Source organism: Hydrotalea lipotrueae (genome assembly GCF_019249625.1).
Lineage (GTDB): Bacteria > Bacteroidota > Bacteroidia > Chitinophagales > Chitinophagaceae > Hydrotalea > Hydrotalea flava.
The window spans coordinates 57,462-75,341 of the sequence record NZ_JAESDL010000002.1 but is presented as its reverse complement, the minus strand read 5'-3'; the positions used below and the strand labels follow the sequence as shown (position 1 = coordinate 75,341).

The 17,880-nt window shown below is 36.7% G+C and carries 11 protein-coding genes and 1 tRNA gene; 7 read left to right on the top strand and 5 right to left on the bottom strand.

What is annotated here, in order from left to right; translation table 11 throughout:
- Positions 1–2 precede the first annotated feature (2 nt).
- Positions 3–959 carry a TerC/Alx family metal homeostasis membrane protein gene (locus JK139_RS02250; RefSeq protein WP_218330484.1) on the top strand — a complete coding sequence of 319 codons (957 nt, stop codon included), beginning with the start codon at positions 3–5 and terminating at the stop codon, positions 957–959.
- Entirely contained in the window at positions 956–3,418 is a 2,463-nt protein-coding gene (locus JK139_RS02245) for a bifunctional UDP-N-acetylmuramoyl-tripeptide:D-alanyl-D-alanine ligase/alanine racemase (RefSeq protein WP_317196286.1), read from the top strand. Before JK139_RS02250 ends, JK139_RS02245 begins: the two co-directional genes overlap by 4 nt.
- Before the next feature lie 125 nt (positions 3,419–3,543).
- On the opposite strand, the gene JK139_RS02240 is transcribed toward JK139_RS02245, so the two are convergent.
- Positions 3,544–4,050: a hypothetical protein gene (locus JK139_RS02240; RefSeq protein ID WP_141676824.1), complete on the bottom strand. Its 507-nt coding sequence runs from the start codon at positions 4,048–4,050 to the stop codon at positions 3,544–3,546.
- A 216-nt stretch (positions 4,051–4,266) separates the two neighbouring features.
- Here JK139_RS02240 and JK139_RS02235 point away from each other — a divergent pair.
- Together JK139_RS02235 and tig are read left to right on the top strand one after the other, a co-directional pair.
- Positions 4,267–4,348: transfer RNA gene (locus tag JK139_RS02235), tRNA-Leu, on the top strand.
- Positions 4,349–4,418: 70 nt separating this feature from the next.
- On the top strand, positions 4,419–5,786 hold the full coding sequence (gene tig, locus JK139_RS02230) for a trigger factor (protein WP_074418546.1): 1,368 nt from the start codon (positions 4,419–4,421) through the stop codon (positions 5,784–5,786).
- Positions 5,787–5,837: 51 nt separating this feature from the next.
- Here the strand turns inward: tig and JK139_RS02225 are convergent, their stop codons facing one another.
- Positions 5,838–6,566: a ferredoxin--NADP reductase gene (locus JK139_RS02225; protein WP_074418547.1), complete on the bottom strand. Its 729-nt coding sequence runs from the start codon at positions 6,564–6,566 to the stop codon at positions 5,838–5,840.
- Between the two features lie 103 nt (positions 6,567–6,669).
- Positions 6,670–10,422, bottom strand: a complete 3,753-nt coding sequence (locus tag JK139_RS02220; RefSeq protein ID WP_218330482.1) for a S8 family serine peptidase — start codon at positions 10,420–10,422, stop codon at positions 6,670–6,672.
- Between the two features lie 67 nt (positions 10,423–10,489).
- On the opposite strand from JK139_RS02220, the gene JK139_RS02215 reads away from it, so the two are divergent.
- From JK139_RS02215 to JK139_RS02205, 3 genes are all read left to right on the top strand, one after another.
- Positions 10,490–10,957: a carboxypeptidase-like regulatory domain-containing protein gene (locus JK139_RS02215; protein WP_143439612.1), complete on the top strand. Its 468-nt coding sequence runs from the start codon at positions 10,490–10,492 to the stop codon at positions 10,955–10,957.
- Positions 10,958–11,034: 77 nt separating this feature from the next.
- A complete protein-coding gene (gene mfd / locus JK139_RS02210) occupies positions 11,035–14,442 on the top strand; it encodes a transcription-repair coupling factor (protein WP_218330481.1) in 3,408 nt (1,135 codons plus the stop codon).
- Positions 14,443–14,681: 239 nt separating this feature from the next.
- Positions 14,682–15,233, top strand: a complete 552-nt coding sequence (locus JK139_RS02205) for a hypothetical protein (protein ID WP_074419335.1) — start codon at positions 14,682–14,684, stop codon at positions 15,231–15,233.
- A 76-nt stretch (positions 15,234–15,309) separates the two neighbouring features.
- On the opposite strand, the gene JK139_RS02200 is transcribed toward JK139_RS02205, so the two are convergent.
- Both JK139_RS02200 and gyrB read right to left on the bottom strand, forming a co-directional pair.
- Positions 15,310–15,516 (bottom strand): hypothetical protein, encoded by a 207-nt coding sequence (locus JK139_RS02200; protein WP_081298659.1) that lies wholly within the window; start codon positions 15,514–15,516, stop codon positions 15,310–15,312.
- Between the two features lie 143 nt (positions 15,517–15,659).
- On the bottom strand, positions 15,660–17,639 hold the full coding sequence (gene gyrB, locus JK139_RS02195) for a DNA topoisomerase (ATP-hydrolyzing) subunit B (RefSeq protein WP_074419334.1): 1,980 nt from the start codon (positions 17,637–17,639) through the stop codon (positions 15,660–15,662).
- Between the last annotated feature and the right edge of the window lie 241 nt (positions 17,640–17,880).

The following is a 17,880-nucleotide window of genomic DNA, read 5'->3' as shown; positions in this document are numbered from 1 at the left end:
CAATGTCTCCTAACGAAATTGTATACTTAGTTTTTGGAATTGTACTGGTCATAGCTTTAGTGGCAGATTTGGGATTGTTGAGTAAAAAAAATAAAGCAGTTACCATTCAGTCAGCTGTTTATTTAACCCTATTTTGGGTATTGCTGGCATTTGCATTTTTTGTTTTTATGTGGATGGAAGAAGGCCACAAAAAAGCAATTGAATACATCAGTGCATATTTTATGGAATGGAGTCTGAGTATTGATAATATTTTTGTGTTTATACTCATTTTCAATGCTTTTAAAATAAAGGAAGTATTTTATTCAAGAGTGCTGTTAATTGGCATTTTAATGGCCATTGTGCTTCGGGTTATTTTTATTACGGTTGGGGTTGAACTGGTAGAACGCTTTCATTGGATTTTATATGTTTTTGGTGCGTTTTTAGTATATACCGGCATTAAAATGTTCACTGAAGATGATGAAAAGGAATTCAATCCGAAAGAAAATAAAATATATCACTTTCTACAGAAATTTTTGCCCCTCACACCTTCTGATGGGAATGGGCGTTTTATTATTCGCATAAACAATAAACCACAATACACCATTTTATTTGTTACAGTTGTAATGCTTGCTTCTGTAGATCTGGTATTTGCACTCGATTCTATTCCTGCCGTAATGGGCATCTCTCAGGATCGTATTATTATTTACACTTCTAATATTTTTGCCATACTTGGTTTACGTAGTTTATTTTTTCTGTTACGTGGTGCTGTAAACAAATTTGCTTATCTACAGCAAGGCATATCCATTGTGCTTATATTGATTGGCAGCAAAATGATTGGCGAAAAGTGGATTGATACCTTTTTAACCAAAAACGAGCAGGTGTTTATTTCTTTGTTGTTAATTATAGTTTGTATTGGCGGTTCTGTGTTGTATTCTATCTTCTATTCAAACAAACAACTGAAAAAAAACAAAACCTTGTGAGTTACCCGATTGATCAAATTGCAAAAATAATTAACGCTGCAGCTTCTATTCATACTACGGCTACTATTCGTTATTTGTTAACTGATACCCGGCTAATGATTGATGCAGAAGCTTCATTGTTTTTTGCTTTGGGCAATAACCCCAGAAGAAATGGGCACCAATTTATTGCAGCAGCTTATAAATCGGGAATAAGAAATTTTGTAGTGTCTCAACAATTCGATGCATCGCCTTATGCTGATGCCAATTTTTTAAAAGTAAGTAATACCTTATTGGCTTTACAGCAACTGGCTGCTTTCCATCGCAGAAAATTTCATTATCCCGTTATTGGCATTACCGGCAGCAATGGTAAAACTATTGTAAAAGAATGGCTCAATCAATTACTGCAAAATAATTTCAATATTGTTCGCAGCCCAAGAAGTTATAACTCACAAATTGGCGTTCCATTAAGTGTGTGGCACATGGCGCCGCAACATCAGTTAGGCATATTCGAGGCGGGTATATCATTGCCGGGCGAAATGCAACATTTACAGCCCATTATTGCGCCCACAATTGGGATACTTACATCAATTGGCGATGCACATAATGAAGGCTTTGCATCCATACAAGAAAAAGTAAAGGAAAAATTAATTTTATTTCAGCAGGTTGAATGTTTCATTTATTGTGTAGATGATTTACCTGAGGGTACAATTTTACCAAAGGTTCCGCTTTTTTCATGGGGAAATGATAGTAATGCAACCCTTAAAATTGTTCATCTTTCTTTCCAAACAAAACAAACACTTGTTGATTATGTATACAACGGCAGCGAGGGTAAGTTAGTTGTTCCTTTTTCTGATAAGGCTTCTGTTTATAATGTGATTACCTGTTTTTGCTGCATGTTATACTTTAAATTTAATGTTGCCATTATCCAGGAACGCATTTTGCAGTTACAGCCTATTGAAATGCGGATGCAATTAAAAAAGGGGATACAGGATTGTACCATTATTAATGATAGTTATAGCAATGATATAGATTCTTTAGCCATAGCATTAGACTATTTGCAACAACAGGCAGCAGGCAGTAAAACAACGGTAATATTGTCTGATTTTTTGCAGACTGGTTTGCCAACTGAAACTTTGTATCAAAAGGTTGTTCATTTACTACAACAAAAGAAAATAAATAGATGCATTGCCATTGGTGAAAATGGTATGGCAAACAGAAAAATTTTAGAACAGGCAGCGCCGGAAACTTTTTTCTTTTTCGATACTTACCAATTCCTGAATGAATGGTTTCGATTTTCATTTCATGCTGAATTTATTTTGTTAAAGGGAGCTCGTAAATATGCTTTTGAACAAATTGCAGTATTATTAGAACAGCAGGTACATCAAACCATATTAGAAGTGAATCTTACAGCACTTGCGCATAATTTAAGAGCATATCAGCAATTGCTGGCACCCAATACCAAAACCATGGCCATGGTAAAAGCCTTTGGTTATGGAAGTGGAAGTGTAGAAGTTGCAAAAGTTTTGCAGTTTTATGGTACCGATTATTTGGCCGTTGCGTATATAGACGAAGGCGTTACTTTACGTAAAGCGGGGATTGCTTTACCCATTATGGTGATGAATGTTGAGGAGAATGGCTTCAATGCCATGATTGAGCATGGTTTAGAACCGGAAATTTTTTCTTTTCAATTGTACAATAGCTTCCATCGTTTTTTATTAGAGCAGGGTATTGAAAAATTTCCTGTTCATATTAAGGTTGATACGGGTATGCACAGGCTTGGATTTGAAGTATCTGAAGCAGAAAAATTAGGACACCTGCTTTTAACAACCAATACCATGTGGGTAAAGTCTGTTTTTACACATTTGGCTTCTGCTGAAAACCCTGCACATGATGCTTTTTCGCAATGGCAACACCAGCAATTTCTGTATTTCAGTAATACGATTGAAAATATTTTGAAATATAAATTTATTCGCCATATTGCCAATTCTGCTGCTATTATCCGGCATCCCGGCATGCATCATGAAATGGTTCGTCTGGGTATTGGTTTATATGGTGTAAACAGTTCAAATACACAGGGTGTGTTTTTGCAAACAGTTGCTGTTTTAAAAACAACCATTGCACAAATTAAACATTTAAGGCCCGGCGATAGTGTGGGTTATAACCGATCGGCTATTGTAGATACGCCAACAGTTATTGCTACCATTCGTATTGGCTATGCAGACGGTTTCAGTAAAAGGTTAAGTAACGGTGTTGGATTTGTGTATATTAATGGCTATCGTGCCCCTGTTATTGGCAGTGTTTGTATGGATATGACCATGGTGAATATTACCAATATTCCAAATGTTGAAGAGGGCGATAGTGTTGAAATTTTTGGTTTACATATTGGCGTAGAAGAAGTAGCGAAATGGTGCGCCACCATTCCTTACGAAATTTTAACCGGTATTAGTCAGCGCGTAAAAAGAGTTTACCTCAATGAATAAAAAAAGGCATTGCTTCTGTTGAAACAATGCCCGTAAGGTAATCATAGAATTCATGTCTTTAAAAACCGGCCTAATCTTTATCATCAATTACATTCCTGCATTAACAGCCGGTTTGGTTTCATATTTTAATTGGTGCCACCATTATAACCATTGTAATAGGTGGGTTGATTGTTATAACTGGTTGAGCCTTCTTTATAATAATTCTTTTTGGCATTGCTAATGGCCTGATCTCTTTCTAATTTTAATTCTCTTATGGTAGCCCTTCTTTCTCTTCCAGTCATACTGTCATCTGCACGGGCCGAATTTATTTTTTGCGCATAATCGTGCTGAATATCCATAATTTCCCGGTCTAATTTAGATGGCCTTGCCTGATAACCATATCCGTAATCATAGTATGGATATCCATAACCATACCAAGGCATTCCGAAACCATAACCAAAACCCAGACCAAAATAAGGATTATAAAGAGGGGCATAGCCACCATAGCCACCGCCTACTATAACAGTGGTACGGCCTTTTCCACCTCCAAAATCATCCCTGTCGCTCATTCCGCCAAAATGTGGCCTAACTGTTGCTGCTGTAGCTCCTGTTACTAACAGTATTGCAAATACAGCTATTGATAATTTTTTCATGATCTTCATTTTTTGTTGTTCATATATATATGACTATAAAAGATGCCTCAAATAACATGCTTGATGGTTAAAAATGCAGGTTATAACATTTATTTAAATATTCGCCGTTAAATGGCGCCCATAACACTACTTTTTAAAGCCTTTGATTGGCTTTTACAGTCTTAAAAATCAAACTTTCGGTTATTCGTTAAAAACCTTACTTTTGCGTCCCCAATTGCGGATGTGGCGAAATTGGCAGACGCACTAGACTTAGGATCTAGCGCCGCAAGGCATGTGGGTTCGACCCCCTCCATCCGCACTAATAGTACTCATTCCTCTTTTTTAAGGGGGATTTTTTTTAAATTGGTTAAACAATAAACAGCGCAATTATGGCAAATGTTACCAGAGAGAACCTGAGTGTTTTAAATGATAAAATCACCGTTACTCTTTCAAAAGAGGATTATTTTGAAGGGTTTGAAAAAAGCCTGAAAAAATATGCGAAAACTGCCAATATTCCCGGCTTTCGTAAAGGAATGATTCCGGCAGGTTTAATCAAAAAAATGTATGGGCAAAGTGTTTTTAGTGAGGAGGTACTGCGAAAAGTTGAAAAATCTTTACTCGATTTTTTAGAAAATGAGAAGCTGGAAATTTTTGCACAACCTCTCCCCTTAGAAAATGGGAGTCCGGCTTTAGATATGAATAATCTGGTTGATTATTCTTTTTCATTCGAAATTGGTTTAAAACCCGAAGTAGTTATTGACGTTGCAAAATTAAAAGTTACACAATACAAAGTAACCGTTACCGATGAAATGGTAGAGCAGGAAATAGACCGTTTACAGGTACGCAATGGAAAAATGACAGAACCGGAAACTGTTACTGGAGAAGACAATGTACTGAATGTAAAATTTGTTGAAACTGATAAAGAAGGAAATGAACCAGAAGAGGGTATTAGCAAAGAAAACTCGTTGTTAGTAAAATATTTTACTGAAAAATTCAGAAAGAATTTAATGGGTAAAAAAGCAGGTGATTCTGTTGTCCTGCAATTGAAAAAAGCATTTGACGATAAAGAGTTGGACTTTATTTTGTCTGATCTTGGTTTAGAAAAAGGCAAAAAAGGAGATGAGAGCAAATATTTTAAACTGCAAATTACAAAAGTAGGGTTGGTGGAAAGGCCGGAGTTGAATGAAGCATTTTTTGAAACGGTTTATCCCGGAAAAGCAATTGCTACCCTCGATGAATTTAAAAAAGCAGTAAAAACTGAAATAGAAAATTATTATCAAGCTCAGGCTTTAAATCAGGTACACGATCAAATTTATCATCAACTATTAGAGCATGCCAATTTTCAATTTCCCGATAATTTCTTAAAGCGTTGGTTACAGGTAAGCGGCGAAAAGCCAAAAACAACTGATGAAATTGAGGTAGAATTTCCAACATTTAAAGAACAATTAAAATGGACTTTAATTAGTAACCAGCTTACAGTAGATCATAAAATTGAAGTGTTGCCGGATGATATTCGTACATTGGCTAAGCAACAATTATTGCAATATCTAGGCGGACAAATTAATATGGATGAAAATCAGCAATGGGTAGAAGATTACGCCAACAGAATGATGCAGGATAAAAAATTTATGGAAGATAGCTATCACAGAATTGCAACAGAAAAAATGTTTACTGCAGTTGCAGAAAAAGTGAGTAAAACAGAAGAAGCAATTAGTGCAGAAGATTTTGCTGCTAAATTGCACCATCACCACCATTAATTGTATTTTAAATTTGCATATGGCTGTTTCGAATAATGAAACAGCCTTTTTTTATCCATACAATTCCAAATGAATGTCCTTACGGTCGTAGCCTAATGCTATAATTCTTTCTTTTGCCTCATCAATCATATTTTTCCATCCACACAAATAAAATGCCGCAGGCTTTTTTTCATGCGCTAATAACTGCTCGTAAACGTGGTGAACATAACCGGTATAGCATCCTTCTTCTTTTAAACTTTCTTCTCTTGAAAAACAAGCATGAAAATGAAAACCGGGCTCATGTTTACTGAGTTTCCTTAATTCATTCAAGTACAAACCATCTGTTTGTTTTCTACAACCAAATATTAAATGAATGTTTTGATGCGGTAATTTGTTTTGGTGAAGATATTGAACCATTGAGCGAAAGGGAGCAATGCCCGTGCCGGTGCATATTAAAAATATATCTTTTTCAATCTTTTCAGGCAAAGTAAATTTTCCTAGCGGTCCTCTCAGAAGAAATTCAGTGCCTACTGTAGCTTCATTAAACAAATAATCGGTACCAGCGCCACCTTCTAAAAAAACAATAATTAATTCAATAATATTGGTATCGTTAGGTGCTGAAGCAATAGAGTAACTGCGCCATCTTTTGTTTTTTTGTTCATGAATGGGTAAATCTAATGTTACAAATTGACCGGGGGCAAAATCAAATTTTTCTACTTCCGGAATTTGAATAAAAAATTTTTTGGTAAAGTTGGTTTCGGGTTCAATTGCAACAATAATACCCTTTTGCCAGGCTTGCATATTTTTCGTTTTTGCTAATATAGTAGTAAGTATCAAACAGACAGTTTTTTTACAAAAAAATACCCCGATTTTTTCGGGGTATTTTTTAAATTGTATCGGTTAATTAATGAACTACCAATATTTTTTGATTATACACTTTGTCTTTCTGCTTTATTTGCAAAATATAAGTACCCGGAGCAAAGCTCGCTGAGCTGTATTGTTTATTAAAGATTCCACTGTAGTTGCTGTATTGTTCATTCATCATTAATTGTCCTGCTTCATTAAACAATGCAATATTTACAGGACCGAGCGTATTCATGATAAATCGAATTGAGAAATTGCTGTTGGCCGGATTAGGTGTAACCTGTAAACCAATGGTTGAAGGATTCACATTTTGAATAGCTGTAAATACATAGTTGAATGTATTGGAACCTCTCTGACATCCAGATGAATCTGTTACAATTACAGCATAGCCACCAGATTGTGATGGCTTAATGGAACGAGTAGTTGCACCTGTTATTGGGTTGTTATTGAAATACCATTGATTACCGTTGTTGCTACTGCTTACTAAGCTATCGCCTACTTGTGTAACGGTGGGTGCAGCAACGCTGCTTGCAACAATAGTCGTGCGTGGGCTGGTACAATCTGATGTGCTAACCCTTACATTATAAAAGAAGTAATAGTAAGATTGTGGGTTTGATGCTGCAGGTACACTGTTGCCTGTAATCATAAACAAACCATTTACACCCATTGGGTAGATGGTGCCACTGATACCGCTGTTTCTAAAAATGCTGGCACCATTGCTGCATTGCATAATTAATGCATAATCTCCGGCAGCAGGTACCTGTAAGTTTAAATTAAAAATAGCACCGCTGTCGGCCGGGTTATCACTACCCGGTAAGGTAGCAGGTGGTGTTGGATTTGTAGCCGCAACATTGAAGTTGATAACCTGAACAGGACTGTAAGTATAGCTTGAACCATCTGCACTTACAGTAAGATTGCTGGCTAATGTTATTTGTATGTTACCTGCATTCCCAATATACATTCTGGCAGTTTCTATAGTGAGGGGTGCATATGCATGAAATGTAACATAATTTCCGGCAAAGGCATTATATCCTCCGGTGCCATATACTGTTTTATTGGCCGGACCAACTGTAACTTTGCTTCCGGTTTGTAAATAATAAGTGTTATTAGAAGGTACAGTACTGGTTGAAGTATTTGCTCCTACTGCAATAGGGCTTGTAGCGGTATCGGAGCTATACCATAAATAAGTACTGTTACTATTGGCATTGCTTGCTTTTAAATAAGCTGTATTAATGCCACAAATAGTAGCTGTACCAACAGGGGCAGCTGGTGCATTGGCTATTGCAATGGTTACTGTTTTGGTATTATCTGTTGTATCCTGATCGGCTGCATAAACAATTGTTGCATGAATTGTATAACTGGTGCCGGCAATTGTACTAAATGGTGTTTGAAATACATAAGTATCTGTACCACCGGCTGCTAATGTTAAAGGATATAGGCCAGATAAGTTGGCAATAACGGTAGCACCGTTGCTAACGGTAGCATTCAGTGTAAAATTGCTGGCGCTTACAGTGCCTTTATTTAAAATTTGAACTGTTAAATACTGGTTATTGGCTGCGCAAGCGCCTGCTGTAGGTGTAACAATACCGGCTAATGTTAAATTATTGGCAGGTGCAATAAATTGAATACGGTAGTCCTGTGTTTCTCCATATCCATAATTACCGCAAGGTTGTACGGTTGAAGAGTCTGTTGTTTCAACAGCTACAATACGCATTAGTGTTAAATTATTCACAGGTAAATTTCCGGGTGTAATAATGTTAGTGGTATAAGTACCATTTCCGGTAGCTACGATGGTGGCCACTTGTTCTCCGGGATCAGAAAAACTACCATTACTATTATAGTCAATATACACTTTCACCACTTTGGGATTATTAGTGGCATCTGAACTGTTTAATAGAATGCTGAAAGGCAAGATTTGATTGGATTGAATTTTTCCTGTAATATTGGTAAAGTTACTATAGGTGGTATTGGTTGTTGTGTTCTTATTAGTAATGCCTGCAAAAGCTACACTATCAATTCTGGTGCCTGTGTTGTTGGTAGCACCTGAACTACAATAAGCAGTTCCGCCAATACCGCTTACTATTAATGAAAATGCCTGTGAACCTCTTTGTAAATTGCCTTTATTGGTGATGGAAATGGTATATAACTGGCCGGGTACTGCACTATCTACATTAATTTTTTCAACATTATCCAAGTAGTTGTCTCCTTTAGTTGCTGGAGCACTTGGAATAGTCGGATTTAAAACCCATGGTTTGTATACATTACTACCATTGCTAATACGCATGTCCAAATCGTTTACCAAACGAGGGGTAGTGTTGTTTACCGAATTAGAAGGCGATAATGGTGCAATGGGGGGGTCTAACCAGCTTAAAGTGGCCACTAATGGTCCTTTACCCGAAGCAACAACATTCATGGTATATGGCACTGCATTGCTCAAAGTTTTTTCAAGAATGGTATCTGAAACTTGGTTATAAGAAGAGGTAATAACAGATGATGCTTTCAGTACATTTAATAACCCCCAGCCAAACTGATAGCCAGGCCCAGGTGCTGTGCCAGCTTGATTAGCAGTATGAATAGCCAATGCTTTTAAAGTAGCAGATCGCATAAAATTGCCCGGATGCAATTTGTTGTAATATTCCTGAACTAAATATAATGATCCGGTGGCATTGGGTGCTGCCATTGAAGTGCCGCTTTCTGTTTGATAAGCAGTAGTAGAAGTACTCCAGCTTGAAGTAACATTCACGCCATCGGCAACTACATCAGGTTTAATTCTGCCATCGCTGGTGGGCCCCCATGCACTGAAACTGCTCATCACCACATCACTGGGATAGTTATAACCAAGCGGAATACCATTTACCGCACCTACGGCTAAAATATTTTTGGCATCCTGTGTATAGGCAATAGAGCCATAATCGGGATTATTGGGAATTGATGCTGTTCTGTAAATAGATTTGTTGCTATTTCCGTTATATAAATATTTTGATCCTACTGCCGGCCCGTTTGAATTTCTGGAGTTACCTGCCGACATGCTGATTAAATAATAGGGTGCATTGTACGCAATAGAATCGAACATTTGCGCACTTTGATCATAATATCCAAAACCGTATGATTTGCTGGTACTAATGGTTGTATCGCCATACCAACTCCAATTTGTACCATCATAATTCCATCCGGCTAAAAAACCATATGAGTGGTTTGAAACCAATAAATTGGGTGAGGCTGCCATCATTTCAGACTGGTCATTACTAAAATCATACGCAATTAATTTCTGCGCATTAAATGCCATTCCTTTGGCAATGGGGTTAATACCGGTTGCGATTAAAGTTCCGGCTACGTGCGTAGCATGGTCGCTCAACGCAGCTGAATCGGGATTTACTATGCGTCCAATTAACTCTACATGGTTGGTTAAAGGAGTGCCACCATCCCACATAGCTAATTTACCGGCAACACCATTGGATGAGCCGGATAAGTTTAAATTAGAACTACCCCCCGGCCAAAGCTGGTTGGTATTGGTAGTGGCAGCTGCAGTAGTATTATTAAAAGTGCTTAGATATAATGGATTACCTTTTTCATCTACACCTGCTAATGCAATTACTTTTCCGGTTGGCGTTACGCGTTTGATAAACCAGCCTTCCTGCTTTGCCAGTTGCAGGGCGCGCTGTAAATTATTGTTTTCTGAAATCCGGATGGCATCAGACAATTTTTGATATTCTTGCGGCGAACGGATATTTTGTGCCAAAATATTGCCGACACTGAGCATTAAAATAATAGCAAGGTGTAATTTTTTGAACATAGTACAGTGTGTTAAGTGAACAGCTTAATTTTACTAAATTAGATACTTTAAACACTCAAAATGCTTTATGTATAAAAATCTTTTTCTCCTAATCGGTATAACTATGTTGTTAATGGGTTGTTTGTTTGAAAAGAAGACAACATCCAACAAAAAAATTAAACAGGGAATTACGGGATATGTTTTTCGTGTTGCAGGCAATCAAATGCCTGCCCCGAATGCACCTGCTCCGCAACCACAACCTTTATCAACCACCATTTATATTTACGAGCTAACCAATATAAAAGATGTTAAGCGCATCACCGAGTCGGCCATGTATACGGCTATTCGTACTCGGTTGGTTGATTCTACCTTATCTGATTCAAAAGGTGCTTTTGCTGTGTCATTACCCGCAGGCAGTTATTCTTTATTTGCCAAGGTAGATGGTCATTTTTATGCCAACAGTTATGATGAAAAAAACAATATACAATCCGTGTACGTGCAGCCCGATTCTGTTGCAACAATTACCATACAAATTAGCAATAATGCTGTCTATTAAAAGCGTAAAGTAAACTATTGTTTAACTTTTTTTAGAAAATTCAGTGTGTTAAAATCGTACCTTTGCACTCTGTTTTTATGAATATAGGAGTGCTTTTGGATCAATTTAGAAATACCCCCCAGGTAAAAAACCTGTTGGAAAAACTGGTTATTGCCCCAACTATAGAAGCACAAAAAATTTATCTTTCCGGGTTACATGGCAGCAGTCCGGAATGTATCATCAGCGCTTTATACCAGCGTTCCAATCTCGAAAATTGTAACCATCTGATTGTATTGAGTGATGCAGAAGATGCTGCTTATTTTTTCAATACAATAGAAAGCTTAACCAATGCATTAGATATTTTTTATTTTCCCTCTTCATTTAAAGTAAGAAAGAATTTTAGATTGCTCAATGCTTCGCATGTAATGTTGCGAACTGAGATGTTGACAAGACTATCTGCCGGAGGCAACAAAAAAATAATGGTAACCTATCCTGAAGCTTTGGCAGAAAAGGTTGTAAAACCAAATACCTTAAACAATAATACCATTTCCATCAAAACAAATGATACCATTCAGCCGGAAAGTTTAATGGAATTGTTGGTGATGTATGGTTTTGTACGCAACGATTTTGTATATGAACCCGGACAGTTTGCTTTAAGAGGCGGCATTCTCGATATTTATTCTTATGGTAATGAAAAACCTTATAGAATTGAGTTGTTTGGTAATGAGGTAGACAGTATCCGGATTTTTGATCCTGAAACGCAGCTTAGTGAGCGAAAACTATTGCAGGTAAGTATTATTCCCAATATTGAAACGCAATTTGATGAAGGAGAAAAAATTTCTTTACTTGAATTTCTAAGTGAAAATACCATTATTTGGTTAAAAGACTGGGATGTTATTTTAAATAAACTGGAGGTTCAGGAAGAAGATCTGGGTATTTTCCTTCAGAAAAATAACGATGTAGCCTTTGTGCAGGAAGTTGATGAAGAGGATACTAAAATTTTAAAAGGAATTGGTTTAAGCGATTTTACACCCGCTGCTACCATTACCCGCCAAATTCAATACAAACACCTGATTGAGTTTGGCTATGCACCACATTTTGCACAAACAACCATTCATTTTCAAACAGAAGAGCAGCCTTCTTTTAATAGGCAATTTGATTTGTTGATGAAGAACCTATCTTCATTTGAAACTGCAGGATATACTATTTATATTTTTTCTGATCAGTCAAAACAATTAGAGCGGTTACATAGTATTTTTTCTGACTTATCATCAGAAATCAAATTCGTTCCTGTTCCTATTAGTATACATGAGGGTTTTATTGATCATGATTTAAAAGTGGTTTGTTATACTGACCACCAAATATTTCAACGCTATCATAAATACAAAATAAAGCAGGCATATAGTAAAAGCAAAGCGCTTACTTTAAAAACCCTACGTGAGTTACAACCCGGCGATTATGTTACGCATATAGATCATGGCGTTGGAACTTTCAGCGGGTTACAAAAAATTGAAGTAAATGGTAAATGGCAGGAAGCAGTACGAATTATATATAAGGATAATGATATTTTATATGTAAATATCAATTCACTGCATAAAATTTCTAAGTTTACCGGGAAAGAAGGTACAATTCCAAAAATTAATAAACTGGGAAGTGATGTTTGGAATAAACTAAAAGAAAAAACAAAAACCAAAGTAAAGGAACTGGCATTTGATTTAATTGGTTTATATGCAGAACGAAAAGCCAGACAAGGTTTTCAACATTCGCCGGATAACTATCTGAATACAGAATTAGAAGCATCCTTTATTTATGAAGATACACCCGACCAAAGTAAGGTAGCAGCCGATGTAAAAAAAGATATGGAAAGTGCCAGCCCAATGGATAGGTTGGTTTGTGGTGATGTTGGATTTGGTAAAACAGAAGTAGCCATCAGAGCTGCATTTAAAAGTTGTGTAGATGGCAAACAGGCAGCTATTCTGGTACCTACTACTATACTTGCGTTTCAACATTATAAAACATTTAAAGAGCGTTTGAAAGATTTTCCGGTTACGGTTGATTTTGTAAATCGCTTTAAATCTTCCAAAGAAAAAAAAGAAACCCTTCAACGTGTAGCTGAAGGTAAAGTAGATATATTAATTGGTACACATGCCATTCTAAGTAAAGATGTAAAATTTAAAGATCTTGGATTATTGGTAATTGATGAGGAGCAAAAGTTTGGTGTTGGACATAAAGAAAAATTAAAAGCCCTCAAAACAAATGTAGATTGCTTAACACTAACGGCAACGCCCATTCCACGAACGCTTCAGTTTTCACTAATGGGCGCCAGAGATTTAAGTGTAATTAATACCCCCCCGCCTAACCGCCAGCCCATTCAAACAGAAGTACACGTGTTTAATGAAGATTTTATTCGTGATGCCATATATTTTGAAACAGAACGTGGCGGCCAGGTTTTCTTTATTCACAACCGGGTGCAAGGCCTTTCTGAAATGGCTGCACTCATTCAAACATCATGCCCTGATTTAAGTATTGGATTTGCTCATGGACAATTAGAAGGACATGAACTAGAAAAACGTATTCTGGATTTTATTGATAAAAAATATGATGTATTAGTTTGTACCAATATTGTGGAAAGTGGCGTAGATATACCTAACGTGAATACCATCATTGTAAACAATGCACATCATTTTGGATTAAGTGATTTGCACCAGTTACGCGGCAGGGTAGGACGAAGTAATAAAAAAGCATTCTGTTACCTGTTGGCACCACCCATGGCTACATTGCCAACCGATTCAAGAAAACGACTGCAAACTTTAGAACAGTTTAGCGATTTGGGCAGTGGTTTTCAAATTGCCATGCGAGATTTGGATATTCGTGGAGCAGGTAATATGCTGGGTGGTGAACAAAGTGGCTTTATGGCTGAAATTGGATTTGAAATGTATCAGAAAATTTTAGATGAAGCAATCCGCGAATTGAAACGTAGCAGTTTTAAAGAATTATTTAAGGATGAAATTGCACAGCAGGATGATTATGTAAGTGATTGCACTATTGATACAGATTTGGAAATATTAATTCCGGATGACTATGTTTCAAACATTACCGAACGCCTTTCCTTATATACCCGATTGGACAACTGTGAAAATGAAGCTGATTTAACTGCCTTTAAAACTGAAATGGAAGACCGCTTTGGAAATTTACCACCACAGGTATCTGATTTATTTGATACCGTTAGAGCCAGATGGGCAGGTGTTGCATTGGGATTTGAAAAAATGACTTTAAAGGAGAATACTTTGCGTTGTTATTTTATCAATAAGCCAGACTCTCCATATTTTGAATCAGATTTATTTAAAAATATATTGAGCTATTTGCAAACAGGCACCAATAAAGCAAGGTTAAAGCAAGCCGGTAAAAACTTTTTATTAGTTGTAGAAGATGTTAGCTCCATGCAAGCGATGTTGCGGTTTTTACAAAAAATGCAAGCGGGAACTGTGCCTGTTTCACTTTCTTAAAATTACCTATCTCAAATTATATTTTTCTTAACTCCATTTATGTAGGCAATCATCCATTCATCCACTTACTTCAGTATTGTTTTGTAGCAACTTTTCATTTTTGCCAAAATTACCCTGTATGAAATTTAAATTTACTATTGTCATTATTGGACTAATGGTATTGCTGGCAAGTTTGTAGTACAAACAAACCTTTTGTTAGCAAAAATGCAGCTACTACTCAGTTAAAATCAATTGCTATATTGCCGGTTCAGGTACAATTTACAGGTCAACTTCCCCACAATGTTACTCAGGCACAATTAGATAGTGCTGCTTTAAAAACGGGTTACACCTACCAGCAAATTGTATTAGCTAATTTTCAGCGCTATGCCAAACCCCGGAAAAAATTCAATATGGTACAAATTCAAAGTCCGGATAAAACCAATGGACTTTTACGTTCGGCGAGTATAAGTGCAAATGATGCTTTTAACACCGACCCCGATGTTTTAGCAAAAATGTTAGGAGCAGATGCTGTGATAAAAATGAATGTTATTAGTAATAGAATGATGAGCGATTTAGCATCGATGGGTATTGGTGCCGTGCATAATATAATTTTTTTGGGTACTCAAATGGATCCGGTGGTTGGTGGCAGTATTAGCAATAAAACCGCCGATGTATTTGCCAACTGTGGTTTAGTAAAAAATGGAGAAACACTTTGGTCAGCCGAATATCAAAAGCCTACTAATTGGCATATTTCAGGCACAGATGTAATGAATAAAATTACCCGAAAAATGGGGAAACGATTTCCGTTTTAGTTTGGTTTTAAAAGGTCAAAAAAAGGGCAGCTTTCCTTAAAGAAAGCTGCCCTTTTCATGTAATTAGGTATAAGTATTAAAATCCTTTTTTGGCAACACCATCTGCAATAGCTTGTAAAGCTTTTGCTTCACTCAAAATGGCAGCCATTTTATTGCCTTTTCCATCATTGCCACTGGCCATATAACCACCTCTTGCAGTTTTAGTAATTACGGCATCGTGCATGGGAACATTTTTTTCTTTTGTTTTTAAGCAGTATGCTTTAATCATTTTAGAAGTATCCATTGTTTTTTTGTTTTAATATTCTCAAAAAATGAGAATGGATTAGTAAATAAGTTTTGATTCTGCTAACACAAACTACAATTATTTTTTGGTTTGTGAAACTTGTTCTCGTGTAAAACACGCATTATTTTATAAAACATGGCATTTTATGCATCAATACGGGCATAACGGGCATGTGTTTCAATAAATTCTCTACGGGGCGCCACTTCATCACCCATTAGCATACTGAATATTCTGTCTGCTTCAGCGGCACTTTCAATGGTTACTTTTTTCAGTGTTCGGCGGCTGGGGTCCATGGTGGTTTCCCATAATTGTTCTGCATTCATTTCACCCAAACCTTTGTAACGTTGAATAGTAACACTGTCTTCTTTGCCCCCACCTAATTTTTCAATCCATGCTTTTCGTTGTTCTTCGCTATAGGCATAGGCTTGTTCTTTGCCTTTTTTAATCAGGTATAATGGGGGTTGTGCAATGTAAACATACCCATGTTCTACCAATTCTTTCATATAACGGTATACAAAAGTTAAAATTAATGTGGCAATATGCGAACCATCTACGTCCGCATCAGTCATAATAATTAATTTATGGTAACGTAGTTTGGTAAGGTTCAATTGTTTGGGATCATCGGGTGTTCCTACGGTTACGCCTAAAGCCGTGTACATATTTCTAATTTCTTCGTTCTCGTAAATTTTATGTTCCATTGCTTTTTCAACGTTCAAAATTTTACCACGTAAAGGTAAAATGGCCTGATAGCTTCTGTCGCGACCCTGTTTGGCAGTACCGCCGGCTGAATCTCCCTCCACTAAGTATAATTCACATTTTTCAGGATCGCGTTCAGAACAATCTGCTAATTTGCCCGGTAGGCCACCCCCGCTTAAAACGGTTTTGCGTTGCACTAAATCACGTGCTTTTTTTGCTGCCACTCTGGCTTGGGCAGCAAGAATAATTTTTGAAACTACATTTTTTGCTTCTCTGGGATTTTCCTCCAAATAGGCTTGTAATGCTTTTGCTACAGTAGTTTGAACAATACCTGAAACTTCACTGTTGCCTAATTTTGTTTTGGTTTGTCCCTCAAATTGTGGTTCAGGTACTTTTACGGATATAATTGCACTCAGACCTTCTCTAAAATCATCTCCTTCTACTTCTACTTTGGCTTTTTCAAACAAACCTTCTTTATCGCCATAACTTTTAAACACACGTGTTAAAGCTTGTCTGAAGCCTGTTACATGTGTACCACCCTCAATGGTATTAATGTTATTAACGTATGAAAAAATATGTTCTTTAAAATCATTGTTATAAGTCATGGCTACTTCAACCGCTACATTCGTTGCTTCGTCGTGTCCTTCAAAGAACAAAGTTTTAGAAATGAGGGGTGTTCTTTTTCCTATTTCATCCAGCATTTCCACAAATTCTACAATACCACCTTCACTGTAAAAATTTTTGCTGTAATAGGAGCCGTCTTCATTTTTTTCTCTTAAATCGTTCAAGGTAATGCTGATTTTTCTGTTTAGAAAAGCCAATTCACGTAAACGGCTTTCTAATATTTCCCGTTTAAAAACTGATTCCTGAAAAATGGTTAAATCGGGCCAAAAATGCACATTGGTGCCGGTTTTATCACTAATGCCGACTTCTCTAACGGGGTATTGTGGCACGCCAATTTTATATTCCTGTTCAAATATTTTGCCTTCTCTTTGAACGGTAACTATGAGTTTTGAGCTTAATGCATTTACGCAACTAACCCCAACGCCATGCAATCCACCGGAAACTTTGTAGGTGTTTTTATCAAATTTTCCACCGGCATGTAGAACAGTCATTACCACTTCTAAAGCACTTCTTTTTTCTTTGGTATGCATAGCAGTAGGAATACCACGGCCATCATCTTTTACACTGATGGAATTATCTTCATGTATGGTAACTTCAATGTTTTTGCAGTAACCAGCCAGGGCTTCATCTATGGAGTTATCTACCACTTCGTAAACCAGATGATGCAGACCTTTAACGCCAATATCGCCAATGTACATGGCTGGTCTTTTTCTAACTGCTTCTAATCCTTCTAAAACCTGTATGCTATCTGCGCCGTAGTTTTTATTTTGGGCATCTGTAATCAATTGTTGTGTTTCACTCATAAATATCTAATAACTATTGTGTTTAAACGAATATTTCGGGGGGTGGGCGAAGATAATGATTTTAAGGGCTAAAATGGCATAAAATACAGGTATTTATCCAATATTTACCTGATGTATAATTTAATGCTCTATAACAGGTTTTTTGCCCAAAATAACCGGCATTTATGTATGTTTTTATGAAAGTATTGTTTTACAGTTTTGTGACTGAATTTTAAATGTATATACATACTTTTGCAATGAT